Raw genomic sequence first — 25,698 nt, forward strand, 5'->3', positions numbered from 1 at the left:
GCCGGCGCACGTCGGACAGAGCGCCGAGGGGTACCCCGGGGGCGCGTCTCGGCGCTGGCGTGTCAGTCCCGGGCGCACGGCGTACGGACGTACGCTGAGCCGGCGGCCCGGCCCGGCCGGATACTCGGGCGTCGCACCATGAGGACGGCGCAGAGGCCCGTGCCCGGTGCCCGGTGCCCGGTGCCCGGTGTCCGGTGCCCGGTGTCCGGTGCCCGGCGCGCGACGGGTCCGCGGCCCTTCTCTCTCGGTCCCGCCTGCTGATCGCGTCCACGGCGAACGCCTCCGCGGTCGTCCCGGTCGCCGCGCTCTTCCTGGGCTTCGGCGCGGGCGCGGGCGTGACACCAGGGCTGTTCCTGGCCGGCTTCTCCGTACCGTCGGCACAGATCGGTCCGACCTTCGCCCTGGTCGAACTGCTGCGGTCCGAAGCCGCGTTCCTGGTGTGCCTCTACGCCCTGGGCGGCGCCCGCCCCGAGCCGCCGGACCTCGAATCCTGGCTGTCCGGCAGCTCGACGGCCTACCACTCACCTGCTCTGCTCGCCGCGATCCGTAAGACCTGAGCAGGCGAGTGGGGGGTCGGCGGGGACTCAGTCGGTTCTATCGGGGCGCCGCGGCGGTGTCAGTCGGCTTCCGGCGCTTCCAGCAGGCCGCGGACCTCTTCCGCGGTGGTTTCCTGGAGCTCTTCCGTGAGGATCAGCCAGCGGGTGATGCCGGCCGATTCGAGGAACGGCAGATCGTGGCTGGCGATCAGCAGCGCGCCCTGGTACGACGCGAGCGCGCTGGTCAGCTGCCGCACACTGGCCGTGTCGAGGTTGTTCGTCGGCTCGTCCAGCATCAGCAACTGCGGGGCCGGCGCGGCGAGCATCATCGCCGCGAGCGTGGCGCGGAAGCGTTCTCCGCCCGAGAGTGTGCCCGCCGGCTGCTCGGCGCGCGCTCCCTTGAACAGGAATCGCGCGAGCTGCGCGCGGATGTGGTTGTCGGCCACCCCGGGAGCCAGCCGGGCCACGTTCGCCGCCACGCTCAGCTCCTCGTCCAGCACATCCAGACGCTGTGGCAGAAACCGCAGCGGTACGAACGTCCTGGCCTCGCCGGACAGCGGAGCCAACTCCCCGGTGAGCGTGCGCAGCACCGTGGTCTTGCCCGCGCCGTTGCGCCCGACCAGCGCGATCCGCTCGGGCCCGTGTACGTGGAGGTTGCCCTCGCGCAACCTGCCGAACCGGGGGCGCAGCTCACGCAGGCTCAGGACCGTGCGTCCCGCGGGCACGGCCGTATGAGGAAGGCTCACACGGATCTCCGCGTCGTGACGGATCGCGTCCGCGGCCTCCTCCCGGCGCTCGCGCGCCTCATGGAGCCGGTCCTCCTGCAGACCGCGCAGCTTGTCCCCCGATTCCTGTGCGGAACGTTTCCGTTCACCCGCCACGATCCTCGGGGCCCGCCGCTGGGCGTCCATCTTCTTGCTGTGCCGCTGGCGCCGGGCCAGTTTGATATGGGTCTCTTCCAGTTCGCGTTTCTGTCGGCGTACGTCCGCCTCGGCGGCCCGCAGCATCCGCCCGGCCGCTTCCTGCTCCGTGGCCAGGGCGTCCTGATAGGCGGACCAGCCGCCTCCGTACCAGCTCACGGATCCGGCGCGCAGTTCGGCGATACGGTCCACGCGTTCGAGCAGTTCGAGGTCGTGGCTGACGACGACGAGCACGCCGGAGCGCCAGGAGTCGACGGCCTCGTAGAGTCTGCGGCGCGCGGACAGGTCGAGGTTGTTGGTCGGCTCGTCCAGCAGCAGGATTTCGGGACGCTCCAGCAGCAAGGCGGCCAGCCGTAGCAGGACCGTCTCCCCGCCGGACATCTGGCCCACGGTGCGGTCCAGTTCGACGTCGCCGAGGCCGAGGGAGCCCAGGGTCGCCAGGGCCCGTTCCTCGACGTCCCAGTCGTCGCCGATCGTCTCGAAGTGTGTGTCGCGGACATCTCCGGCCTCGATGGCGCGCAGCGCACCGCGCCGCTCGGCGATGCCCAGGGCCTCGTCGACGCGCAGTGCCGTGTCGAGGGTGACGTTCTGGGGAAGGTGGGCGAGGCTGCCGCCCGCGCTCACCGACCCCTGGGACGGGCGCAGCAGGCCGGCCAGCAGGCGTAGCAGTGTGGACTTGCCCGTGCCATTGGCGCCGACGAGACCGGTGCGGCCCCGGCCGATGGTGAGGGACAGTCCGTCGAAGACGGTGGTGCCGTCGGGCCACTGGAAGGAGAGGCCGGAGCAGGTCAGGGAGGCGCTGGGGGTGGTGGGTGTCGCCATGTGGATTCTCGCAGTCGAAAGCGCGGTGGACGGGGGGCTTCGTATGCGAGCACCACGCGGCGACCAGACCGGGAAAGAGGAGGGTGCGGTGGTCCGAGAGACGGAGAGAACGGCTCCCTGCACCGAGGTCGCTTCCACGCGGGCGTCACGGGCGGCACAGAAAGCCGCAGCGACGTGACAGACGTACGACAAGAGCCGTACGGCGCGGTGATCGCGAACCTCAGATGCGCAACGTCCACCTCTATCGGAGACAACAGGACCGTGTGAAACCATAACGACCCGTCCGGCGAAAGGCAAAGCCCCGGCGTGACGCCCGGGGGATTCCCCGCACATCCCAGGGCGGTTTCGAGTACCTCGACTACGTACGAGCCGCGCTCGCCGCCGGCCGGACCGACAACGGCGTCTTCCGGGCGAACGCTTCGTATTTCTGGGCCGCGACGATGTGCTGGCGCAGGCGGTGTCATGGCTGCGCGCCGAGCGGACCGGTGCCTGGTACGTCGGCGGAAACGGCGAAATCGGCAACGTCGTCGTAACCGGGCAGCCGGCCTGCTACGACGCCGGCCGGATCGGTCAGCTGATCCGGATGATCGGCGAACACAACGCGGCATGGGAGGAGTGGTTCGCCTCCTTCGGCGTCCAGCCGTACCTGGTGCGCTACGAGGAGCTTGACGCCGACCTGGCCGGTGTTACCCGATCCATCCTCTCCTTCCTTGGGACTCGACCCGTCCGAGGCAGGCGCGATCGTGCCGCAGCACTCGCGCCAGGCAGACGGACTCAACGACCAGTGGGCCGAGCGCTATCGGGCCGAGGCGTCGGCAGGATCTCTCCGGCGGAGTCCCCTGCCTCGCCCCGAGCGGTGATCGCCCGGTCGGCCGTACGGATTGTTGTGCCGGGGCCGATCGGGGTACGTGCCCATTGATCGCGAGTTCGCGGGCCCCGCAGATTCCGCGACCGATCCGCAACCCCCGAGAACCCGGAATCCAAGGGAGCCGCTGTGAAGTTCGGTGTATCGACCTTCATCACCGACCAGGGCATCGCGCCCACCGCGCTGGGGCGCGCCGTCGAGGAGCGAGGATTCGACTCCTTGTTCATCGCCGAGCACACTCATATCCCGGCGGAGCGCCGTACGCCGTACCCCGGCGGCGGCGAGCTGCCGGAGATCTACTACCGCACCCTCGACCCGTTCGTCGCGCTCAGCGCGGCCGCCGCCGTGACCGAGCGGATCCTGCTCGGCACCGGCATCGCACTGGTGATCCAGCGGGACCCGATTATCACGGCCAAGGAGGTGGCGTCCCTGGACCTGATCTCCGGCGGGAGGGCTGTCTTCGGGGTCGGCGTCGGCTGGAACAGGGAGGAGATGGAGAACCACGGCACGGACCCGCGCACCCGGGGCCGGCTCGCGGACGAGCGGCTGCAGGCCATCCGCGAGCTCTGGACGAAGGAAAAGGCCGAGTTCCACGGGGAGTTCGTCGACTTCGATCCCGTCTACTCCTGGCCGAAGCCGGTCCAGCGCCCTTACCCGCCCATCTACGTGGGTGGCGGCGAGGGGGCGTTCGACCGCGTGGCCTCCTTCGGTGACGCCTGGCTGGCCAACAGCATGCCGGCCGAGGAACTGGGGACGCGGATCGACCGGATGCGGAGCGTCGCGGGCCGGGAGGTGCCGGTGACCGTCTACGCGGTGGAGAAGGATCCCGAGATCATCGAGCAGTTCACGCGGATCGATGTGGAGCGGCTGCAGTTCTATCTGCCCACGATGCCGGAGGCCGAGACGCTGGCCTACCTGGACGAGGTGGCCGGCGTAGCGGAACGCTTCCGGTGAGCCGTCGGACGCCGCAGTGCCGGGGATGACGAGCGGCCGGGCCCGGGAACACTTCTCCCGGGCGCGGATCGCCCGCCTCGCGACCATCGACGCCTCCGGCCGCCCGCACCTGGTCCCCGTGGTCTTCGCGCTCACCGGCGACACCGTGGCTTTCGCGGTGGACCACAAGCCGAAGCGCTCCACCCGGCTGAAGCGCCTGGCCAACATCCGCGCCCACCCCGAGGTCTGCCTCCTCGTCGACGGCTACGACGAGGACTGGGACCGCCTGTGGTGGGCACGCGCGGACGGAACGGCCACCGTTCTGCCCACGGCCGAGGACTCGGCGGCGTCCGCACGGTACGTCGGCCTGCTGACGCGGAAGTACCAGCGGCAGTACACCGACCGCCCCCCGGAAGGACCCGTGGTGGAGATCGAGGTGACTCACTGGTCCGGCTGGCACGCCACGTGACCGGGGCCCGCTGCCGGAGGTTCGCCTCGAACTGTGCTCAGGTCTTCGGACGTCCGGCCCGCGTGATGGTCCAGGCCGCGCGCGACTGCACGTACAGCAGGTCATGCTTCTTCGGGATGGCCACTGCCGTGAACGCCCCCTCGCCCTCGACCAAGGCGCGTCCGGGCGTGAGGTCCGGGCGCAGTTCGTGGAGCGAGAACGCGGTCCCGTCGTGCTGGGTGACGCGCAGCGGTGTCCGGCCGCCGAGGTAACGGAAGACGTAGGAGCCTTCGGCGCTGATCTCGTCCTCCAGGACCGGAACGCACTCCACTGGATGGAGCCAGGCCCGCCACGTGCCCCGGGTGTGCGTCTGGAGCTGCACCCGGTCCTGACCGTCGGCCTCCACAGGGACGATCACCCGCGACAGCGGGGAGCCGTGCGTGAGGATTGTCCTGGGCTTTCTGTCGCGGCCGGCCGGACTGGTCAGCTCGACCCAGGACCCGGTCGTCCGGCCGAGGTGGACCACCAGCACCGCGGGTTTCCGGCGGTCGGTCCGTACCAACTGGAGTCCGGTGGGACCCCGGCCCTCCCGGCGTTGCGGTACGTCTGTGTCCTCGGGCCAGGCGTCGTACGGATCGGACCGCCGGGGTGAGGAGATCCGCCGTCCGGAGGGCGTGGGCGGGCGGGGGTCCGGCCGCCGCCCGGTGTCGATGGGGGGCATGCCCTCGGACAGGCGTATCGCATCGGCCGCGCACACCGAGACCGTCCGGACCGTTCCCTCGGGTGGTGCCCACTGGATCTCGCCGGTGGACGGCCCGTGGCGGGGGTCGAAGTAGCACAGGGGACGACGTTCGGGGCGCGCCAGGCCGGCGGCTACCGCGTCCACACACGCGAGCGCGTGTCGCCCCTCGTCGAGGGCGCGCATCACATCGGCCGCGTCCCGGAGGTTCCGGTCGCCGACGAAGTCCCGCTTGGCTTGCTCGTACGCGTCCAAGGCCCGTTCGTAATCGGCGAGGAGCCCTTGGTCGTCGGCATGTTGACGCGGCACGAAGGAGTGTTGGGCGAGCGCCTCCCCGAACGCGGTGATCTCCGCGTCGACTTGAGTGATCTCGTCCTCGCGCCTGCGTCCCCGGAACAGACCGGTGAACGCCCCCACTATCCCGTCGGCCATGAGGGCGATCGTAATCGGGACGGTCAGGACCGGACCAGCTCGCCATTCCCCCCGCAGGTGGGGCGAATGCCGGGGCGTCGAATCCCCCGGATCACAGCGGAAGCGGTCTGTCCTGTTCTGGTGGGCCGAGCGGGTGACATAGTCCCAGATTCTGTCGAAAAGGCGGTATACCAGGGCATGCATCCGATGTTCGCTTCACCCGATGTAGGGAGCTCACATGCGTATTCGTACGGCGCTCGCCGCCACCGCCCTCGCCGCCACCGCTCTGCTGGGCGGCGCCAGTTCGGCGTTTGCGTGGGAAGATCACGAGGTGACCGCTGCGGAGGCCGGCTTCAAGGCGACAGGCGCCTCGGGTCACTTCGAAAACCTGGGCGGCGCCGCGGGGATCACCGAGTCCGAGTTCTCGGCGTTCGAGGTCGAGGACTGGTTCGGCTTCCTGCACTTCTGATACTCGCCCTGTCGTTGCTGCCCCCGCCCTCTGCGCCGAGCGCAGGGGGCGGTCGGCGTTTCGGGCCCTGGCCGGTCAGTGGATCCGGTCAGTAGATGCTGACGCCGTACGCGTTCAGCACCGGGATGATCGGCTGGAAGAACGATGAGCAGCTTCCGCTGCCGCCCGAGAGCACACCGATGGCCTGGGTGCCCGAGTAGAGCGCGCCGCCGCTGTCGCCCGGTTGTGTGCAGATATTGGTGCCGATCAGACCGTAGACGATGTCGCCGCCACCGTAGTTGATCGTGGCGTTGAGTCCGGTGACGACACCGCTGACGACGCCGGAGGCGGCGCCGCGGAAGGTGACGGCCATGCCGACGGTGGCATGGGCCGCACCGGTGATGTCGACGCTTCCGACGGTGCCGGGCGCCGGGACCGCGGGGTTGGTGTAGCGCACGAGCCCGTAGTCGTGGTTGGGGAAGCTGGACCCCGCGGTGGAGCCGATGAGCGTGGTCTGCGTGGAATTGGTGTACCAGGTCGAGCCGCCGTTGGTGCAGTGTCCCGCGGTCACGAAGTAGTAGGTACTGCCGCTCACGACATTGAAGCCGGCCGAGCAGCGTGAGCCCGTGGAGTAGATGGCGTCGCCGCCGGAGAGCTGGGGCGAGAGCCGGCCGGCGGTGCGCTCGATGCGCAGCGCACCGGCGCGGGGGCCCGCGGCCCGCTCGATCGCGGCGGTCTGCGCGGCGGAGACGGTGCTGTCCGCGGTGACGACCACGGTGCCGGCCGCGGGGTCGGCGTACCAGGCGGTGCCCGCCACGCCGGCGTCCAGGACCGCGTCGGCGACGGCGGCGAGCCTGCTCGCGGCGGACGCGTCGGTGACGGTCCCGGCGTTCGCGGCGGGGACGGCGAGCGCCACGGCGGCGGCGAGTCCCGTGGCGACGGCGAGCAGACGGGAATGTCTGGGTGCGAGGGCGCGGCGAAGGGTGTGTGTGATCCTCACTTGGCGTGTCTCCCGGGGGAATCGGGGGCCCTCCGAGGAGTACGGGCCCGTGAGGCGCGGCGTGGGCGGCCGTGCGTTCCGGCCGGATCGTGCGCCCCCGGCCGGCGTTGCTCGGGAGTATCGGGGGCCTCAACTCGCCGCGCAAGAGCGGCTTTTGGCCGTGAACCGAGGGAGCCTGCCGGACACCGGACTTACTCGTCCAGGTGCAGGAGGCGCTCGGCGTTGGTGTGGGCGATTTTGTTGAGCGGGGGCCGGCGCGGGTCGGGCGGGGCGTCGCCGGCGCCCCGCTCGTACGTCACCGTGGAGCCGCCGCCGTAGCCGGGGTCGGGCGGAGTGCCTTGCGCGTGAGGTCGGCGAGGGCGGGGTAGCCGTCGATCGCCATGAGGAGATCCGCCTCGGCGAGCAGGGCGCGCAGCACATGTACGACGCCCTCCGTGCCGCCGATCGCCAGCCCGTAGACGTACGGCCGCCCCACGGCCACCGCGGTCGCGCCCAGCGCCACCGCCTTGACGATGTCGGCGCCCGACCGGACGCCGGAATCGAAGATCACCGGCAGCCCGTCCGCGGCGTCCACCACGGCCGGAAGCATGTCCAGGGCGGGCAGCCCGCCATTGGCCTGCCTGCCGCCGTGGTTGGAGCAGTACATCCCGTCGATGCCCGCGTCCCTGGCGCGCCGCACGTCGTCGGGGTGGCAGATGCCCTTCAGTAGCAGGGGCAGCCGGGTGATCGAGCGCAGCCAGGGCAGGTCGTCCCAGGTCAGCGGGTTGCCGAAGGTCTTCGCCCAGTGGGCGACCGCGGCGGCCGGGTCCTCCTCGGGCGTACGGTCGAGCCGGGAGCGGAAGACCGGGTCGGAGGTGTAGTTCGCCAGGCAGTGGCCGCGCAGCTGCGGGAAGTTGCTGGTGGACAGGTCTCGCGGGCGCCAGCCGGTGAGCCAGGTGTCCAGCGTGACCACGATCCCTCTGAAGCCCGCCGCCTCGGCGCGCCGCACCAGGCTCTCGGCCAGCTTCCGGTCATCCGGCGGGTACAGCTGGAAGAAGCCGGGAACCCCGTCGAACCGCGCCGCCACCTCCTCCATGGGATCGACCGTCAGGGTGGAGGCGATCATCGGCACTCCGGTGCGGGCCGCCGCCCGGGCGACGGCCAGGTCACCGTGGCCGTCCTGGGCACACAGCCCGATCACCCCGATCGGGGCCATCATCAGCGGGGAGGGCAGCCGCAGACCGCAGAGCTCCACCGAGAGGTCGCGCCGTACCGCGCCCACCAGCATCCGGGGAATGATCCCCCACTTGGTGAAGGCGTCGACGTTGGCCCGCTGGGTGTGCTCGTTGCCGGCCCCGGCGGCGACATACGACACGAGGGACGCGGGCAGGGCGGCTCGCGCCCTGGCCTCCAGTTCCTCGTACGACATCGGGAACGGCGGCACGACGCCGCGCAGCCCGCCCTCGTAGATCTCGTTCTGGTAGTCCCCGAACTGCGCGGTCATCCCGACGTTCCTCCTGACACTCAGCGGACGGCCTGCTGGGGGCGTCCGTGCTGTGCCGCATGAGAACGCGGCCTGCCGCGGCTCCTTCACGACGCGGCCGTCGGCTGCGAGGCCGTGAGCGCGGAGGTGCTCTTCGAATATGGAGGACGCCGGTGTCCGCCGCAAAACGGGCTGACCCGCTCGGCCCACCTGGGCCGCCTCCTGCCGAGCCCTCGCCGCCCCCTCGCCGAGCGGGCCGGCGCACCCTCGTCGCCCCGGTGCTTCCGTTACGTCGTCACAGCTCAGGCGCGGAGCCGACTGGTGTCGCGAGGAGGCCGGACGAGATGATCAAGGGGTAACACGCCACCCTCGCAGCCCTGTTGGGCATGTTGGCGGGTTGGGAGCTATGGAGGGATTCGGTATGCACAGAACGCTCAGGGCGCGACTGCGGTATTGGTTCGACGGGACGATGGACCGTGGCACGCCGGCGCTGATCGGCTGGCTGGGGCTGGCCTCGTTAGCGCTGATCACGCTGGTCTCCAGTGTGGTGGTCGTCGCGGCACACAAGGACACGGAAGAGAACGGCGGCTGGCCCGGCGTTATCTGGATGAGCCTGTTGCGCACCCTCGATCCGGGCACGATGGGCGGGGACACCGGGCAGCCGCTGTTCCTGATCCTTATGCTCACGGTGACGATCGGCGGGATCTTCATCGTCAGCGCGCTCATCGGTGTGCTGACGACGGGGCTGGAGACCCGGATCCAGGAACTGCGCAAGGGCAAGTCACGGCTGATCGAGCACGGGCACACCATTGTGCTCGGCTGGTCGGACCAGATCTTCACCGTGATCGCGGAGTTGGTGGAGGCCAATCAGAGCGAGCGCCGCTCCTGCGTGGTGATCCTCGCCGACCGCGACAAGGTCGATATGGACGACGAGATCCGGCGGCGGATCCCGGACACCGGGAAGACGCGGGTGATCTGCCGCTCCGGCAGTCCGCTGCAGCGCGCCGATCTGGAGCTGGTGAGTCCGGACACCGCGAAGGCGATCATGGTGCTGCCGCCTGTCGGGGACGACAGCGATATCGATGTCATCAAGGTGCTGTTGCTCCTGAACAACCGTATGTGGCGGGGGACGCGCCCGAATGTGGTGGCGGCCGTGCAGAACTCCCCGAACCTGGCGGCCGCCCGGCTCGCCGCGGGCGACACCGCGATGGTGATCGACGTCGACGACATCGCCGTACGGCTGATCGTGCAGTCCCATCGGCAGTCCGGTCTGTCCACGGTCTTCAACGAACTGCTCAGCTTCATCGGCAACGAGATCTACCCCTGGGCCGAACCGGGGCTGACCGGTTCCACCTACGGGGAATCCCTGAACGCCTTCGAACTCGGCATACCCATCGGACTGCACCGCGAGGACGGGAAGATACTCGTCAACCCGGCGATGGACACCGTCATCGAGGGCGGAGACCGGCTGTTGATCGTCGCCGAGGACGATCTGCTCATCAAACGGGCGACCGACCTGCCCACGATCCTGCGGTCGGCGATCACGGCGGCCGATGTGCGGTCAGCCGTACCGGACCGCACCTTGGTGATCGGCTGGAACCCCCGCGCCACGAAGATCATTTCGTTGCTCGACCGTCTGGTGAAATCGGGATCCGTGGTGGACATCGCGGCTCCCCGGCAACCCCTGGAGGACATGAACGGGCAACTGGACAATCTGACGGTCGGCTTCAAGCGCTGTGACCCCATCCACCGGCCGTCGCTGGAGGCCCTGGGGCTGGAGAGCTACCGCCACGTCGTGGTGCTGACGGATGACGCGATCGACCCGGGGCGGGCCGACGACCGTACCTTGGTCACCCTTCTGCACCTGCGCGACATCGAGATCCAGCTCGGCGACCCGTACTCGATCGTCACCGAGATGAACGACGACGCCAATCGCGAGGTCGCGCAGGTCACCAAGGCCGACGACTTCATCGTCAGCACGAAAGTGATCAGCCTCCTGCTCACTCAACTCAGCGAGAACCGCAATTTGTACGCGGTGTTCGCCGACCTTTTCGACCCCCAGGGCTCGGAGATCTACCTCAAGCCGGCGCCGGGCTATCTCGTCCCGGGCGCCGAGGCGAACTTCGCCACGGTCATCGAGGCCGCCCGGCAGCGTGGCGAGACGGCGATCGGCTACCGGCTGGCACAACAGAGCGACGAGCCGCCGCTCTACGGTGTTCACCTCAACCCCTCCAAGACCGCGCCACTGACGCTGTCCGAGGGCGACTCGGTCGTGGTGCTCGCCGAGGACTAGACCCTGCCCGGCCGATCTTCGCGGGCCCGCGGCGCGGCGTGACATCAGCCACCGCCCGGCGGGGGACGTAGTGTGAGGCGGCGGCGGTTGCTGCGAGGGTGTTCGGATGCGGCGGCACCCGGTGCGGCGGGGCCGTGGGGGGCCCGCGCCGCGCCGGGGTGGTTGGCCGCCGGCCGGTCAGGTGGCCGGTTCGTGTCGTCGGGCTGTGGTCTCGCCGCTTCCGGATTCGGCCGGTGGCACTACCGGGCGCGTCTCGGGGGCCAGTGCGACGGTGCCGGCGGTGAGTGCGCTCATCAGGGCCATGAAGGCCACGACGCCGACGACGCTGTGGTCGAACCACAGCAGCAGCCCGGTGGCGAGGAGCGGGGCGAGGCCGCCGGTGAGGACGGTGCCGACGTTGTTGGCGACGCCGACCGCGCTGAAGCGGACTTTGGTGTCGAACAGTTCGGCGAAGAACGCGGGTTGTGATCCGAGGATCGCGGCCTGCCCGACGCCCAGGGTGACCAGGAGGGCCAGCCAGGTCGCCCAGGGCTGTCCGCCGTCGATCAGTTCGAAGAACGGCCAGGCGGCCAGGAGCAGTACCAGGGCGCCACCGATGCTCACCGGACGTCGGCCGACCCGGTCGGAGAGCGCTCCGAAGGCGGGGACGGAGAAGAGTTTGACGGCGGCGGCGATCGAGATGCCGGTGAGCAGCGCGGTGGCGGGCTGCCCGCGGTCCTCCACGTAGGCGACGGAGAAGGTGCCGAAGATGTAGTACCCGGCGTTCTCCGCCGCGCCGGCGCAGATGACGATGATCATCTCTCGCGGGTAGCGGGTCCATGCCTCGACGAAACGGCTCTCCCGGAACCGCTGGCGCAGGGGACGCGCGGCCGTGTCCCGCTTGAGGACGCCGGCCTTCTGGAACTCGGCTGTCTCCTCCAGGGACGCGCGTACCCACAGACCGAACAGTGTGAGGAAGGCGCTCGCGAGGAACGGGACCCGCCAGCCCCAGCTGAGAAACGCCTCGTCGGACAGCAGTCCCGTCATGAGCGCGAACGCGCCGGTGGAGAGGAGCGTGCCGGTGCCCGTGCCGATCGCGGGCAGTGAGGACAGGAGTCCGCGCCATTTCGGCGGCGCGTTCTCGAAGAGGATGATCAGTGCTCCGGTCTTCTCGCCGCCGGCCGCGAAGCCCTGCACGAAGCGCAGGGCGGTGAGCGCGATCGGCGCGGCCACGCCGATCTGGGCGTAGGTGGGCAGCAGGCCGATCGCGGCGGTGGCGACGCCCATGAGCAGCAGCGTGGTGACGAGGACCTTCTTGCGGCCCTCGGTGTCGCCCTTCTCGCCGAAGTAGGCGCCGCCGAGCGGGCGCGCGAGGAACCCGATGGCGAAGGTGCCGAACGCCAGGGTGGTGCCGACGAGCGGGTCGGCGTCCGGGAAGTAGAGCTTGTTGAAGACGAGGGCGGCGGCCGTGCCGTAGAGGGCGAAGTCGTACCACTCCACCGTCGTGCCGAAGACGGCCGCGACGGCCACCTTGGGCTGGAAGACCGGCCGTTCGGCCGCTGTGGCGCCGGCCGCGTCCGTCGGTGGGCTGTGCTCGGAACTCATCGGGGACTCCTTTGTCGCCTCCGGTATCACCATGCGGTACCACCAGGCGGAACACTTGTGCCGCTGAATGGTTCGGTGATGTTATGGAGGCGGCAACTCGCTGACAAGAGACCGGCGACGACTATTTCGCGGAGGAAGAGGATTCCTATGCCTGAACCCGATGCCGGCGGTGTCCGCAGCGTCCAGCGCGCCGTGGACCTGCTCGCCCTCTACGACGCGGAACACCCGAGCCGTTCCATACGGGAACTCGTCAGCGCCACGGGGCTCCCGAAGACGACCGTGGTCCGGCTGGTGCACACCTTGGAACAGTGCGGTCTGCTCTGGAGCCGCGGCGACGGACGGACCGTCCCCGGCACCGGGCTGCTGCGCTGGGCGGAACTGGCCCGTAATACCTGGCAGTTGCCGGAAGAGGCGCTGCAGCGGCTGAAAGAACTGAGCGAGGCGAGCGGCGGCGAGACCGTACACCTCTACGTGCGCCAGCAGGGCACCCGCGTGTGCATCGCCCGCCACGAGGGGACGCGGACCCTGCGCCATGTCGTGCACGTGGGCGCCGAGATGCCGCTGTGGTCCGGCGCGTCCAGCCATGTGCTCCTCTCCCGTGCGGAGCGCGCGGACGTCGCCGCCGTCGCGGCCCGCGCGCCGCATCCGGGATGGGACGAGACGCTGTGGGAGCGTGCGCGGCAGGCCGCCGTGCAGGGCTGGTCCGTCAGCCACGGGGAGCGGGAGGCGGGCGTGTCCGGCGCCGCGGCTCCGGTGTTCGACGCGGCGGGCCGGCTGACCGGCGCCGTTGCCCTGGGCGGACCCACCGCCCGTTTCACCGACGAGGCCGTCGCGGGCTTCACGTCCGCCCTGGTGGACACCGCACGGGCCCTGACCGCCCTCGACTGCATCGGAGGTACCGCCTGATGACGACCGCGCTGCTGGACGGCGTCCGCGTCCTCGACCTCACGAACGTCCTCGCCGGGCCCTTCGCCGGCTATCAGCTCGCCCTTCAGGGCGCCGATGTACTCAAAGTGGAAATGCCGGGATCGGGCGATCTGGCACGCCAGTTGGGGGCCGACCGCGCCCTGGGCGACGAGCTGCTCGGGGCGTCCTTCCTGGCACAGAACGCGGGCAAGCGCTCCCTCACCGTGAATCTCAAGGACCCGGACGGGCGCGAGGCACTGCTGCGCGCGGTACGGGAGTCGGACGTCCTGCTGGAGAACTTCCGCCCCGGGGTGATGGAACGGCTGGGGCTGGGCTGGAAGACGCTGCGCGCCGAGAACCCCGCGCTCGTCTACTGCGCCATCTCCGGCTTCGGACAGACCGGGCCGATGCGGGACCGTCCCGCCTACGACCAGATCATCCAGGGGCTGAGCGGCATGATGAGCGTGACGGGCACCGCGGAGGCGACGCCGCTGCGCGCGGGCTTCCCCGTCGCCGACACCCTGGGCGGCATGGCGGCCGCGTACGCCGTCGCCGCCGCCCTCGTCCGGCGCGGCCGTACCGGTGAAGGCGCGTTCGTCGACGTATCGATGCTGGAGTCCGCGCTGACCGCGATGGGCTGGGTGACGTCCAACTACCTGATCACCGGCCGGGAACCGCGGCCGATGGGCAACGAGAACTTCACCGCCGCCCCCTCCGGCACCTTCCGCACCGGCGCGGGGCATCTGAACATCGCCGCCAACCGGCAGCAGCAGTTCACCACGCTGTGCCGCCTGATCGGCCGGGAGGACCTGACCTCCGACCCGCGGTTCTCGCACCCCGCCGACCGCAAGACACACCGCGACGCACTGCGCGCCGAGGTGGAGTCCGCGCTCGCCGCCCGCCCGGCCGCCGAATGGGAGGAGATCCTCTCCGACGCCGGCGTCCCGGCGGCCCGCGTACTGTCGCTGCCCGACGCGCTGGACCTGGACCACCTGGCCGCGCGCGGCTTCGTCCACACGCTCCCCTTCCCCGACGGCCGCGAACGCCCGCTGAAGGTCCTCGGCAGCCCGCTGCGCGTGGACGACGAACCCGCCGTCCCGGCGGGACCGCCGCCCCGGCTCGGCGAGCACACCGACGCGGTCCTGGCGGAACTCGGCTACACCCCGGCGCAGATCGCGGCACTGCGGGAACGGGGTGCGGTGTGAGCGGCCCCGACACCCCGCGCGGCACCGGGCCGGCGACCGCGACCGAGCCGGAGGGGCCCGCGATGATCGAGGAACACCGCGTCACCGACTGGTGGTCGACAGCGGTGAGCCGTATCCGCCCCGGCGAGATCCTGCTGCGCGGCTACCCCGTCGAGCAGCTGATCGGCCGTATCACCTTCGCCGAACAGATCTGGCTGATGCTGCGCGGCGAACTCCCCAGCCCTGTTCAGGGCCGCCTCCTGGAGGCCGCGTTGGTGGCGGCCGTCGACCACGGCCCGCAGGCCCCCTCGATCGCCGCCGCCCGGATGGCGGCGACCTGCGGCGTGGGACTGAACAGCGCGGTGGCCACCGGCGCCGGCCTGCTCGGAGACGTCCACGGCGGAGCCGGGCAGCAGTGCATGGAAGTGCTGGAGCGCGTCATCGGCGGCGAGGACGCCACCGCCGTCGTCGCCGGGTTCCGGGACCGCCGTGCCTACGTCCCCGGCTTCGGACACCGTTTCCACCCCCGCGACCCACGGCGCGATCCGCTTCTCGCGCTGGTCAGGGAGGCCGTCGCGGAGGGCGGGGTACAGGGGCGGGCCCTGGCGGCCGGCCTCGCGCTCGAAGCGGCGCTGGCCGAGGGCCGGACGCGCCCGGTGCCGATGAACATCGACGGCGCCACCGCGATCATCTACGCCGAGCTGGGCTTTCCCGCGGAGCTCGGCCGCGGCCTGTTCGTACTCTCCCGCAGCGTGGGCATCCTCGCGCATGCCTGGGAGGAACAGGAAGGCGGAGCACGCATCAAGGGACCGCTCCCACGGCCGCTGCTCGCGGGGTACCGGGGCACCCCGGCACGCGACCTGGACGAGTAAGTCCGAAGTCCCGTCTGCCCGGGGGCGGACGACGCTACTTCGGACCTACTCGTCCAGGCCCGCGGGACTGACCGCCACCGGCCACCCCCGTCCGCGGGGTCAGCTCCGGCGTTCCGCCAGTGCCAGCACCCGCCGCGCGTCGGCGGCGACGGCCGCGTCCACGAAGCGGCCGTCGGGGAGGGCCAGGGCGCCCGCGTCCGCCGCCGCCGTCCGGGCGATCTCGCGGGCCGCCGCCACCTCCCGCTCCGTCGGCAGGAACGCCTCCTCGATCACCGGGAGTTGCCTCGGGTGGATCGCCGTACGGCCCAGGAAGCCCAGCGCGCGGCCCTCGGCGCAGGAGCGGGCCAGGCCCTCGGTGTCGCGGACGTCCGGGTACACCGACTGTGGCGGGGGCGGCAGTCGCGCCGCCCGCGCCGCGACGACCGCGCGGCCGCGCGGCCAGGCGAGGCCCGCCGCGTCCGTGACACCGAGCTCGGCGCGCAGGTCCGCCTCGCCGAGCGCGATGCCGTGCACACACGGATGGCCCGCGATCGTGTAGGCGTGCTCGATACCGAGGGCCGACTCCAACAGGGCGTACAGGGGCGGCACTTCGACCGCCCAGTCCAGGACGCGGGTGATGTCGGCCGGGCCGGCCACCTTCGGCAGGCGCAGCGCGTCCAGGCCGGGCAGCGGGGTGAGCCGGCGTACCTCCTGCTCGGCGAGGGGCCCGTCGAGCGCGTTGACGCGGACGTGGACCGGCACCTCGTGCTTGTCGGCGAGGAGTTCGGCGGTCGCGTCGAGCGCGTAGCCCTTGCGGTCGGGGGCGACCGCGTCCTCCAGGTCGACCAGCACCACATCGGCCCCGGAGCCGAGGGCCTTGGCGACGACGCCCGGGCGGTCGCCGGGAACGTACAGCCAGGTCAGATACGTATGGTCCGTCACACCGCACCCGCCGTGCGCAGCGTGGTGATCTCCGTGTCCGTCAGGCCGAGCCCGGTGAGGATCTCGTCCGTGTCCGCGCCGTGCGGGCGGCCCGTCCACTTGATGGAGCCGGGGGTCTCGGAGAGCCGGAACAGGACGTTCTGCATCTTCACCGTGCCGAAGTCCGGGTCGGGGAGCTCGGTGATCGAGTCGAGCGCCCGGTACTGCTCGTCGGCCATCACATCGCGGATGTCGTAGATCGGGGCGATGGCCGCCTCCGCCTTCTCGAAGGCCGTCATGACCTCGTCGCGGGTGTGCGCCGCGATCCACGAGCCGACCGCCTCGTCGAGTTCGTCGGCGTGCGCGGCACGGCCGGAGCCCGTGGCGAACCACTCCTCGTCGATGAACTCGGCCCTGCCGACCAGGCGCATCACGCGCTCCGCGATCGACTGCGCGGAGGTCGAGACCGCGACCCACTTGTCGTCGCCGGTGCGGTAGGTGTTGCGCGGCGCGTTGTTCGTGGAGCGGTTGCCGGTGCGCGGCTGTACGTAGCCGAGCTGGTCGTACCAGAGGGGCCCCGGACCGAGGACCGTCAGCATCGGCTCGATGATCGCCATGTCGACGACCTGGCCGCGGCCCGTCTCGTCACGGCCGCGCAGGGCGGCCATCACCGCGTACGAGGTGGAGAGCGCGGCGATCGAGTCGGCGAGGCCGAACGGCGGCAGCGTCGGCGGACCGTCCGGCTGCCCGGTGATCGCCGCGAAGCCGCTCATCGCCTCGGCGAGGGTGCCGAAACCGGGGCGCCCGGAGTACGGGCCGAACTGGCCGAAGCCGGTGATACGCGCCAGGACGAGGCGAGGGTTGGCGGCGGACAGCTCGTCCCAGCCGAGGTTCCACTTCTCCAGGGTGCCGGGGCGGAAGTTCTCGATCAGGACATCGGACTCGGCGACCAGTTTGAGGAGTACCTCCCGGCCGCCGGCGGTGGACAGGTCGAGCGTGATGTTCTTCTTGTTGCGGCCCAGCAGCTTCCACCACAGGCCGATGCCGTCCTTCGACGGGCCGTGGCCACGGGACGGGTCCGGCTTGCGGGGGTGCTCCACCTTGATCACCTCGGCGCCGAAGTCACCGAGCATCGTGGCGCACAGGGGACCGGCGAAGAGCGTCGCCAGATCGAGGACGCGCAGGCCGCTCAGCGGGCCGTCGTGCCGGGGGAGCGGGGTCTCGTTCATCGTGCCTTCCGTACGTAGGCGACCAGGGTCATGGCGGCCGGGCCAAGGGCGGTCGGACGTGTCATCCGCGGGCCTCCAGGGTGAGGCGGGCCAGTTCGTCGAAGCCGATGCCGTCGAAGCCGCCGACCGTGGTGGCGAGTCGGTTCTTCAGCGGGACCGTCCAGCGCTCACCGAGCGCCTCCGGGCCGCCCGCGAGCAGTCCCGCGATCGAACCGGCGGTCGCGCCGTTGGAGTCCGTGTCCCAACCGCCCGACACCGCACGGCAGATGGAGCCCGTGAAGTCGCCGTCGGCGTGGGTGAGCGCGGCGGCGAGCAGGGCGGCGTTCGGCAGCACGTGCACCCAGTGGTGGTCGTGGGCGTAACGGGCGTGCAGAGCGTCGACGACCCGCTCGAAGCCGGCCGGAGTGCCGGTGGGTTCCGCCCGCGCCGTATCGGTGCCGAAGCGGATCGCCCGCGCGTAGCGGGAGTCCGGCGGGATGTGGGCGAGGGCGGTGGCGAGGGTTTCGTGGATCGTGGTGGGGGCGGGGCCGGCCGCGTGCGCGATCGCCGCCGCCACGAACATCTCGCCGTACACGCCGTTCGCCGTGTGGGACAACACCGCGTCCCGGTAGGCGAGTTCGGCGGCCTTCGCCGGGTCGCCCGGACACGCCCAGCCGAAGATGTCCGCCCGGATCTGTGCGCCGATCCACTCGCGGAACGGGTTGCGGTGCGTCGCGGTGTGCGGTGGTTCCAGGCCGTCCAGGAGGTTGCGGTAGGCGATGCGCTCCGCGGTGAACGTACGGCCCGCCGGGAGCTCGTCCAGCCAGAGCTTCGCCACGTCGGCCGTGGTGAAGTCGTGGCCATGGCGCTGGAGCAGCAGCAGGCCCAGGAGCGGGTAGTTGAGGTCGTCGTCCTCCGGCATGCCGTCGATGTTCTCGGCGAGGGAGGTGGGGCGGGAGCGGCGGTTCCAGGGGTACGCCGCCGCGATCCGCGGGTCCAGGTTCCGTGCGGTGAACCAGGTGTTCAGGGGCCAGTTGCCGGTCGAGCGGGCGATGGCGCGGATGCCGTCGAGGGGCAGTTTCTCGACGGGCTTGCCCAGGACGCAGCCGATCGCGCGGCCCAGCCACGCCGCGTGCAGGCGGTCCGTCTCCGCTCGCGGGTCCGGCTCCGGGTGCCGCCCGACCGGCTCGTCCTCTCGTGCCGGACGGGTCTGGAACACGGTCGGCTCCGCTGCCGCGAGCGGGGACGGAAGCTGTGCCAGCTCATCCAGCAACTCCTGGGCGAGCGAGCGGAGTTCGGGCGAAGCAGGTTCAGGCGACGCTCCGGCTCGCTCCGGCGCCAGGTGGCCGCCCGCCGCGATCCAGCGGCGTTCGATCTCCGTCGCGTCCCGGCCGTCCTGGGCCGCCTGACGCAGTTCGTGTCCGATCAGGTCCTCGGGCTGTACCCAGGTCAGACGGAGCATCAGAGCCCCGCGAGCGTCGTGAAGGCGGCCTCGTGGGCGCGGCGCCGCTCCAGGTCGCGGGCGTACACCTCGCGCGTGACCCGGGCGAGGGAGGCCGCGGGGGCGTGCAGATCCAGCCTGCTGGCCCGCGCGATCTCCGCGCTCCATTCCTTGGGCACCGACTCCTCGCCGTACAGGGCACCGACGACCGCGCCGCTCATCGTGGCGATCGAGTCGCAGTCGCGGCCGTAGTTGACCGAGCCGAGCACCGTGTGCCGGAAGTCGCCGCGGCCCACGAGCACCATGCCCAGGGCGACGGGGAGTTCCTCGATGGAGTGCAGCCTGGAGGGCCGGCGGGCGCCGAGAGACGGTTTGCGGTACTCGGGGCCGACCGTGTCGAAGGGAGCCACCGCCTCGCGCAGCGGAGCCAGCGCGTCCTCGAAGTCGTCGTAGTGCGCGGCCACGTCGCACACCGCCTCGATCGCCGACTTCGTGCCGTCCTTCGCGAGCTTCAGGACGTCCTCGACGACGGACTCGGGCGTCGCGCCCGGCGTGAACGCGGACGCCACCGCCGCCGCGAAGACGCCCGCCGCCTCGCGGCCGTACGACGACTGATGCGCGCCCGCGACCTCCAGCGCCTCCTCGTACGCTCGCAGCGGGTTGCCCGCGTTGACCGCGCCGACCGGTGCCATGTACATCGCCGCGCCGCAGTTGACGATGTTGCCGACGCCCGCCTCGCGCGGGTCGACATGTCCGTAGTGGATACGGGCGACGATCCACTTCTCCGCGAGGAAGATGCGCTGGAGCGGCAGCGCCTCGGCCTCCAGCTCGGGGATCCAGCGGGGGTTGGTCATCAGGTCGGGGACGAGGTGGTCGGCGACCGCGTACGCGTCGAGGTGGTCGCGGACCCGCTCGTAGACGCGGATCAGGGCGTGGGTCATCAGGGTGTCGTCGGTGACGTGGCCGTCGCCCTTGTGGTACGGCGCGATGGGCCGAGCGGTCTTCCACTCGTCCTTGTGGAACGGTTCCACGATGCCGCGTACCCGGCCGCCGTGGCGCTCGGCGATGGCCTCGGGGGTCCAGCCCTCGACCGGGCCGCCGAGCGCGTCGCCCACGGCGGCTCCGATGAGGGCGCCGGTGACGCGGTCCTCCAGCGAAGGGATGGGGTTCGTCGGGTTGTTGGGCGTGGTCATGCGGGAATTCCTTCGGAAGAGGGGGAGTTGGTCGGGCTGCTCAGGGTGGCCAGGCGCTCCGCCAGGCCGATCAGATCGGTGCCGGCCAGGCGCGGCAGCGCGCAGCCCGCGAGTGTGCGGCAGGCCTCTCGCCAGCTCTCCGGGAACGCGTCTCCGCCGCCGAGCGCGCCGGTGAGGGCGCCGGCCAGGGCGGGGGCCGAGTCGGCGACGCGGGACAGACAGGCGGCGGTGGGGACCGCTTCGCTGACGGCTCCGGCCGCCGCGGTGGCGACGGCGAGGGCGACGGGGACCGTTTCGGCCGCGGCGATGCCATAGCTGTAGACGTGATCGACGATCTCGTGTTCCAGAACGGGCACGAGGGCGAACGCGTTGCCGGGCAGGCCGGGGTGCGCGGTCACCGCGGTGCGGGCCAGGCCGACGGCGCGTACCGCGTTGCGGTGGATCTCGGTGCCCTCCGGCAGTTGGGCGAGGGCCGCGTCCACGCAGGTGTCGACGGGCGCGCCGCCGAGTGCCGCGGAGACGGCCGCCGCCATGGCGCGGGCGCCGTGCACGCCGTCGCCGTCCTGGGTGTAGCGCGCGTCGAACTCGGCGAGATCGGCGGCGAGTTGGGGTTGGCCGGGGTGCACGACCGCGAGGACCGCGGCGCGTACGCAGGCCGCGTCGTCGAAGTAGTGCGGGTTGTCGTGGCCCGTCGCGGGCGGCCGTAGGCCGGCGGCGAGATTGCCCAGCCCGGCCCGTACGGAGATCCGGGCGCGCAGCGGCATCTCGGCCGACTCGATCTCGTCCGCACGGTCCGCTGCCGCCGCTATCTCGTCCGCGAGGGTGTTCCACGCGAGCGAGAGCGCGGAGCGTACGCGCTGGTCGGCGGGGAGGTCCCCGAGGCCGTCGGCGTAGGCGTCGAGGACGGAGTGCGCGGTGAAGGCCGCCCACTCCGCGTCGTCGGACGGGCCGAGGCGCAGCGGCTCCGGGGGCTGGTTCAGCGCGATCGGGACGGGCAGGGTCGTCGTCGCGTTCTGCTCGGCGAAGGTGTCCAGTTCGCGGGTGAGGCGGCGCGTCCAGTCGGGCAGCCGGGCGGCGCGGTGCCGGCCGGAGGGCCACCCGGCGGCGTCCCCCGCGGCGATGCCGAGGAGCAGGCCCTCGATGCGGTGGGTGGCGTCCGCCGGTGCGGGGAGCATGAGTGTGAGGAGCCTTTCGGTGGTACAGGGCGGTACGGGGGCGATGTCCCGGCGTCTCGTCACGCCGTTGTCCCCGCCCGGTCCGGTGCCGTGGGCGTCAACCGGTCCGCGATGTCGAGGATGTGCCGTCCGGCCATGGCCGGGAGGCAACTGCCGCGTACGGGGCCGATCGTGCCCGCCCAGTCGGCGGGGATCGCCGTCTCGCCGCGCAGGGCGCCGGCGAGGGCGCCCGCCACGGCGGCGGTGGTGTCGGCGTCGCGGCCCATGTTGACGGCGATCAGGACCGACTCGCGGAAGTCGCCCCGGGCCACCGCGAACGCGCCGAACGCCAGGCCCACCGCCTCGGGCGCCAGGTCCGTCCACGGATAGCCCCCGATGACGACGGCCTTGCGCACCGCTCGCTCCCTCGACAACTGTGTGCCGTCGCGGTCGCGGCGGGCCCGGCGCGCCGCCGACACCGCGCGGTGCAGCGAGCGGGCCGTCCACGAGTCGTCCGGTACGACGGACAGCGCGGCCTGGACGACCGCGTCCGGGGTGTGGCTGACCATGGCCGCGGCGACGCCCGCCGCCACCGCCCGGCCGCCGAGGATGCCCTCGCCGTCGTGCGACACCGTGCCGTCGATCGCGACCAGGCGGGCCGCCTCGGCCGGACGCCCGGCCGCGTACACCCCGAAGGGCGCGGCGCGCATCGCGAGGCCGTCGCTCCAGGCGTGCCGGTGCTGAGCGGAGATGGGGGCGGCGAGGCCGCGGCGCAGGTTCTCCAGCGTGCCGCGCTCGCTGAACCCGGCTCCCTTGAACGGCCCTTCGTCGCGGTCGGCGATCCCCTCGTGCCAGGCCGCCTCGACATGGGCCATGGTGAGAGCGGAGCCGTGGTCGGCGAGGAGCAGACCCGAGAAGATCGCGTACTCGGTGTCGTCCGTACCGGCCGGGTCGTCGGAGACGAACCCTTGGATACGGCCCCAGCGCTCGCGGATCTGGGAGGGCTTCATGTTCTCGGCCGGTGCGCCGAGCGCGTCGCCGACGGCGAGGCCGAGCAGGGCGCCGCGGGCGCGATCCCGGAGCGGAGCCGCGGCGGCGGGCCGGGAGAGGGGGACGGTACGGCGCCCGCGGGCATCCGGTGCGCCGTCCGCCGGCGGTGCGGGATCGGGGTCGAGCCTGACACTCATGGTGGGTTCGTGCTCTTTTCTGGGGTCGTGCTCGGGTTCAGCGCTGATAGCGGTCGAGGATGCGGTTGCCGTCGTCCGCCAGGCGTTCGCGCAGTTCCGCGATGCCGAACGCGCCGTTGTAGAACTCCTGGTAGGCGGGGGTGGCGATCTTGTCCTTCCACTCCGCGTAGCCGCGCACCCCGAGCACCGGGGACGGGCGCAGTCCGGCCGCGACGGCGGCGCCGGTCTTCCATCCGTACGTGTCGGTGTTGAGGGACGGGTCCTTCAGGGCCTTGGTGCTGGTGGGCAACAGCCAGTCCCCGCGTGCCAGTTGCAGCTGGTGCTCGGCCTGGGTGAGGAAGGCGATGAAGTCGACCGCCGACCGCTTGTGCCTACTGTCCTGGGAGACCGAGAGGGTCTGCGGGATCGTGCCCTGCGTCGGTTCCCCCTTGCCGGTGGGCATCGGCAGGACCGTCCAGTCGAAGCCCTTGGGGGCCTGCTGCTGTACCTGCTGGCGGAAGGAGAAGTTGAGCGGAAGCATCGCGTAGCGGCCCGCGAAGAAGCCGGGCAGGGTGTCGGAACCCGACATGCCGAGGCCGTTCTTGGGCGCGGTCCGGTCCTCGTTGACCTGTCGGTCGATCAGCTGTGCGACGGACGAGTCGGCGCTGTCGTAGCGGATCTCGTTCTTGCCGTCCGCGTCCTTGTAGAAGATCTGGCCACCGGTGGACAGGGACAGATTGACGGACTGGGCGACCGGCTCCTTCATGGACCAGGCGACGCCGTACTGGTCGGTCGTGCCGTCGTTGTTCCTGTCGCGTGTCAGCTTCTTGCTGACGTCCTCGAACTCGCCCCAGGTCCAGGGATGTTGGGCCGTGGGGATGCGGACGTCGGCCTGCTGGAGAAGTGCCGTGGCGGCGATGAGGACGCGTGGCTCCTGGAGGAAGGGGACGCCGTACGTTCCGTTGCCGTAGGTCGTGGTGTCCCACGAGGCCTGCGGGATGTCCTCGCGCAGCGACTGCGGCAGATAGTCGCTGAGGTCGGCGAGATAGCCGCCGTTCGCGAAGTCGGTGAGGTCGGAGGCGTCGTCGTGGATGATGTCGGGGGCCTCACCGCCCTCGAAGGAGGTGAGGAGCTGGTCGTGGATGTTGTCCCAGCTGCCCTGCACGTACTTCACCTGGACATCGGGGTGAGTCGCGTTCCACTGCTTCACGAGCGCCTTGTTGGCGTCGACGGACTCCTTCTGCCAGGCCAGGCTGAGGAATTCGAGGGTGATCCTGCCGTCGGTGGAGTCCGGCTCGGAGCCGCCGCAGCCGGCGGCCAGGGCCAGCGAGAGGGCGGTGGCGGCGCAGGCGCTCAGCCCCTTCATACGGTTGGAACGGACGCGCATCAGCCCTTCACCGCCCCGCTGAGCATGCCGCCCACGAGCCGGCGCTGGAGCAGCGCGAAGAAGAGCAGGCTGGGGATGGTCGCGAGGACCGAGGCCGCCGCGAGCGGGCCCAGGTCCGCCACGCCCTCGGCGCCGAGGAAGCGGGTGAGGATCACGGACATCGTCTGGTTCTCCGGGGACTTGAGGAGCACGAGGGCGAAGAAGAACTCGTTCCAGGCGGTGACGAAGGAGAACATCAGCGTCGCCACCAGGCCGGGCGCGAGCAGCGGCAGGACCACGCTGACGAGCGTGCGCAGTCGGCCCGCGCCGTCCATCGCCGCGGCCTCCTCCAGTGAGCGTGGCACCGACTTGACGTAGCCCTGGAGCATCCACAGCGAGAAGGGCAGGTTCCAGACGACGTACACGATGATCAGGCCCACGAGGCTGTCGATCACGCGCAGGTTCTTCAGGACCAGGAACAGCGGGATGATCACCAGCACGAACGGGAACATCTGGCTCACCAGGATCCAGACGGTGCCGGCCTGGCTGACCCGCGTTTTGTAACGGACCATCACATACGCGGCCGGGACGGCGATCGACACCGAGATCACCGAGGCGCTGACCGCCACGATCAGGCTGTTGAGCGCCGAGTGGAGCAGTGGCTGCGCCTCGAACGCGGCACGGTAGTTGCCGAGACCGGGGTCGACCGGCAGCCACTTCGGGTTGATCGAGCCCAGCTCCTGGGGCGACTTGAAGGACGTGGACACCAGCCAGAGGAGCGGAAAGGCCAGGAAGACCAGGAAGCCCAGCAGCGCCACGTACTGGCCGGTGCGGCCCGCGATGCGCAGCACACGGACCTTGGGCAGGGCGGACGTCGTGCTCATGCCGCGTCCTCCTTCAGCTTCTTGCGCAGGAACAGGGTGAGGAGGACCGCGATCACGGCGACCATGACGAGGCCCATCGCGGCCGCGTAGCCGAACTGGCCGTACTTGAAGGCCTCTTCGTACGCGAAGAGCATCGGAAGCCGCGTCTGCCCGCCCGGGCCGCCCTGCGTGAGGACGTACACCAGGCCGAAGGAATTGAAGTTCCAGATGAAGTTCAGGGACGTGATCGCGAGGACGACCGGTTTGAGCGCGGGCCAGGTGACCGTGGTGAAGCGGCGCCACAGACCGGCGCCGTCCAACTGGGCGGCCTCACGCAGCTCGTGGGGAACGTTCTGCAGACCGGCCAGGAGCACGACGGTGGTCTGCGGCATGCCGGCCCACACACCGACGGCGATGACCGCGGGCAGCGCGTAGGAGAGGTCGGCGAGCCAGTCGACGTTCTCGTGGAGCAGGCCGAGCTGGCCGAGCGTCTTGTTGAGGACACCCGCGTCGGAGTGGTACACGAGCCGCCACATGATGCCGACGACGACCTCGGGCATCGCCCACGGTACGAGCGCCAGCGTCCGGGCCAGCCAGCGGAAACGCAGGTTCTGGTTGAGCAGCAGCGCGAGGCCCATGGCCAGCACGAACTGCAACGCCGTCACGGACACCGCCCAGATGAGACCGATGCGGAAGGACTCCCAGAACAGCGAGTCGTGGCGCAGGTCGAGGAGGTTGTCGAGCCCGACGAACTGGGTGGCCGCCGTGCGTCCCGCCTGTGCGTCGGTGAACGCGAGCGAGACGCCGTACAGGAGCGGGCCCACGCTGAGCACCAGGATCGGGATCAGCGCGGGCAGGAGCAGGAACCAGGCGTCCCGGTCCAGCCCGAGGGCCTGTCTGCGCTGGGCGGGGGTGCGGGGCGGTGGGGTGCCGCGGCTGCCCGGGACGGCCTTGGCCCGGGAGGCGGTGAGACTCATGGGGACC

Annotated in this window: 23 protein-coding genes; 9 read left to right on the top strand and 14 right to left on the bottom strand. The window is 71.2% G+C overall.

From position 1 onward, the window contains the following. The first annotated feature begins 194 nt into the window (after positions 1-194). Entirely contained in the window at positions 195-557 is a 363-nt protein-coding gene (locus IF11_RS0114980; protein WP_240627677.1) for a hypothetical protein, read from the top strand. Positions 558-616: 59 nt separating this feature from the next. Here the strand turns inward: IF11_RS0114980 and IF11_RS0114985 are convergent, their stop codons facing one another. Beyond that, positions 617-2,278, bottom strand: coding sequence for an ATP-binding cassette domain-containing protein (locus tag IF11_RS0114985; protein WP_030352079.1), 1,662 nt, complete (start codon positions 2,276-2,278; stop codon positions 617-619). A gap of 457 nt (positions 2,279-2,735) precedes the next feature. Between IF11_RS0114985 and IF11_RS43195 the strand changes: the two genes are divergently transcribed. From IF11_RS43195 to IF11_RS0115000, 3 genes are all read left to right on the top strand, one after another. Further along, positions 2,736-3,197 carry a Stf0 family sulfotransferase gene (locus IF11_RS43195; protein WP_425315191.1) on the top strand — a complete coding sequence of 154 codons (462 nt, stop codon included), beginning with the start codon at positions 2,736-2,738 and terminating at the stop codon, positions 3,195-3,197. A gap of 75 nt (positions 3,198-3,272) precedes the next feature. After that, complete coding sequence (locus IF11_RS0114995; RefSeq protein ID WP_030352080.1) at positions 3,273-4,097, top strand: LLM class F420-dependent oxidoreductase; 825 nt, start codon at positions 3,273-3,275, stop codon at positions 4,095-4,097. Positions 4,098-4,113: 16 nt separating this feature from the next. Further along, positions 4,114-4,545, top strand: a complete 432-nt coding sequence (locus IF11_RS0115000; protein WP_030352081.1) for a TIGR03668 family PPOX class F420-dependent oxidoreductase — start codon at positions 4,114-4,116, stop codon at positions 4,543-4,545. A gap of 37 nt (positions 4,546-4,582) precedes the next feature. Here the strand turns inward: IF11_RS0115000 and IF11_RS37760 are convergent, their stop codons facing one another. After that, entirely contained in the window at positions 4,583-5,695 is a 1,113-nt protein-coding gene (locus IF11_RS37760) for a hypothetical protein (protein ID WP_030352082.1), read from the bottom strand. A gap of 217 nt (positions 5,696-5,912) precedes the next feature. On the opposite strand from IF11_RS37760, the gene IF11_RS36630 reads away from it, so the two are divergent. After that, positions 5,913-6,143 (top strand): hypothetical protein, encoded by a 231-nt coding sequence (locus IF11_RS36630; protein ID WP_037727791.1) that lies wholly within the window; start codon positions 5,913-5,915, stop codon positions 6,141-6,143. An 88-nt stretch (positions 6,144-6,231) separates the two neighbouring features. On the opposite strand, the gene IF11_RS0115015 is transcribed toward IF11_RS36630, so the two are convergent. Together IF11_RS0115015 and IF11_RS0115030 are read right to left on the bottom strand one after the other, a co-directional pair. Next, positions 6,232-7,122, bottom strand: a complete 891-nt coding sequence (locus IF11_RS0115015; protein WP_030352083.1) for a S1 family peptidase — start codon at positions 7,120-7,122, stop codon at positions 6,232-6,234. Between the two features lie 295 nt (positions 7,123-7,417). Then, entirely contained in the window at positions 7,418-8,605 is a 1,188-nt protein-coding gene (locus IF11_RS0115030) for a lactate 2-monooxygenase (RefSeq protein WP_030352084.1), read from the bottom strand. Positions 8,606-9,005: 400 nt separating this feature from the next. Here IF11_RS0115030 and IF11_RS0115035 point away from each other — a divergent pair, with 400 nt between their 5' ends. Next, entirely contained in the window at positions 9,006-10,877 is a 1,872-nt protein-coding gene (locus IF11_RS0115035; protein ID WP_030352085.1) for a CASTOR/POLLUX-related putative ion channel, read from the top strand. A 177-nt stretch (positions 10,878-11,054) separates the two neighbouring features. On the opposite strand, the gene IF11_RS0115040 is transcribed toward IF11_RS0115035, so the two are convergent. Then, positions 11,055-12,461, bottom strand: a complete 1,407-nt coding sequence (locus IF11_RS0115040) for an MFS transporter (protein ID WP_051745931.1) — start codon at positions 12,459-12,461, stop codon at positions 11,055-11,057. A 147-nt stretch (positions 12,462-12,608) separates the two neighbouring features. Between IF11_RS0115040 and IF11_RS0115045 the strand changes: the two genes are divergently transcribed. The 3 genes from IF11_RS0115045 to IF11_RS0115055 are packed head-to-tail and all read left to right on the top strand — an operon-like array spanning position 12,609 to position 15,423. Next, the gene (locus IF11_RS0115045; RefSeq protein ID WP_030352087.1) at positions 12,609-13,367 is read left to right on the top strand and encodes an IclR family transcriptional regulator; all 759 of its coding nucleotides are present in this window, start codon (positions 12,609-12,611) and stop codon (positions 13,365-13,367) included. Then, the gene (locus IF11_RS0115050; RefSeq protein WP_030352088.1) at positions 13,367-14,572 is read left to right on the top strand and encodes a CaiB/BaiF CoA transferase family protein; all 1,206 of its coding nucleotides are present in this window, start codon (positions 13,367-13,369) and stop codon (positions 14,570-14,572) included. Before IF11_RS0115045 ends, IF11_RS0115050 begins: the two co-directional genes overlap by 1 nt. Further along, complete coding sequence (locus IF11_RS0115055) at positions 14,569-15,423, top strand: citryl-CoA lyase (RefSeq protein ID WP_030352089.1); 855 nt, start codon at positions 14,569-14,571, stop codon at positions 15,421-15,423. The genes IF11_RS0115050 and IF11_RS0115055 overlap by 4 nt, the downstream gene beginning before the upstream one ends. A 99-nt stretch (positions 15,424-15,522) precedes the next feature. Here IF11_RS0115055 and IF11_RS0115060 read toward each other — a convergent pair whose 3' ends face one another. The 9 genes from IF11_RS0115060 to IF11_RS0115100 form a co-directional block, all read right to left on the bottom strand. Beyond that, positions 15,523-16,344, bottom strand: a complete 822-nt coding sequence (locus IF11_RS0115060; RefSeq protein ID WP_030352090.1) for an HpcH/HpaI aldolase/citrate lyase family protein — start codon at positions 16,342-16,344, stop codon at positions 15,523-15,525. After that, complete coding sequence (locus IF11_RS0115065) at positions 16,341-17,552, bottom strand: CaiB/BaiF CoA transferase family protein (protein ID WP_030352091.1); 1,212 nt, start codon at positions 17,550-17,552, stop codon at positions 16,341-16,343. The genes IF11_RS0115060 and IF11_RS0115065 overlap by 4 nt, the downstream gene beginning before the upstream one ends. Before the next feature lie 61 nt (positions 17,553-17,613). After that, positions 17,614-18,993 carry an ADP-ribosylglycohydrolase family protein gene (locus IF11_RS0115070; protein WP_030352092.1) on the bottom strand — a complete coding sequence of 460 codons (1,380 nt, stop codon included), beginning with the start codon at positions 18,991-18,993 and terminating at the stop codon, positions 17,614-17,616. Then, on the bottom strand, positions 18,993-20,165 hold the full coding sequence (locus tag IF11_RS0115075) for an ADP-ribosylglycohydrolase family protein (protein WP_030352093.1): 1,173 nt from the start codon (positions 20,163-20,165) through the stop codon (positions 18,993-18,995). The genes IF11_RS0115070 and IF11_RS0115075 overlap by 1 nt, the downstream gene beginning before the upstream one ends. Further along, positions 20,162-21,340 carry an ADP-ribosylglycohydrolase family protein gene (locus IF11_RS0115080; protein ID WP_030352094.1) on the bottom strand — a complete coding sequence of 393 codons (1,179 nt, stop codon included), beginning with the start codon at positions 21,338-21,340 and terminating at the stop codon, positions 20,162-20,164. The genes IF11_RS0115075 and IF11_RS0115080 overlap by 4 nt, the downstream gene beginning before the upstream one ends. Positions 21,341-21,399: 59 nt before the next feature. Beyond that, positions 21,400-22,506 (bottom strand): ADP-ribosylglycohydrolase family protein, encoded by a 1,107-nt coding sequence (locus IF11_RS0115085; protein ID WP_030352095.1) that lies wholly within the window; start codon positions 22,504-22,506, stop codon positions 21,400-21,402. 37 nt (positions 22,507-22,543) lie between these two features. After that, positions 22,544-23,872 carry an ABC transporter substrate-binding protein gene (locus IF11_RS0115090; RefSeq protein WP_078490696.1) on the bottom strand — a complete coding sequence of 443 codons (1,329 nt, stop codon included), beginning with the start codon at positions 23,870-23,872 and terminating at the stop codon, positions 22,544-22,546. Continuing rightward, positions 23,872-24,735 carry a carbohydrate ABC transporter permease gene (locus IF11_RS0115095; RefSeq protein WP_030352097.1) on the bottom strand — a complete coding sequence of 288 codons (864 nt, stop codon included), beginning with the start codon at positions 24,733-24,735 and terminating at the stop codon, positions 23,872-23,874. Before IF11_RS0115095 ends, IF11_RS0115090 begins: the two co-directional genes overlap by 1 nt. Then, a complete protein-coding gene (locus IF11_RS0115100; protein ID WP_030352098.1) occupies positions 24,732-25,691 on the bottom strand; it encodes a carbohydrate ABC transporter permease in 960 nt (319 codons plus the stop codon). Before IF11_RS0115100 ends, IF11_RS0115095 begins: the two co-directional genes overlap by 4 nt. Positions 25,692-25,698 lie beyond the last annotated feature (7 nt).

It is taken from the genome of Streptomyces scopuliridis RB72, from assembly GCF_000718095.1.
Classification (GTDB): Bacteria; Actinomycetota; Actinomycetes; order Streptomycetales; family Streptomycetaceae; genus Streptomyces; species Streptomyces scopuliridis.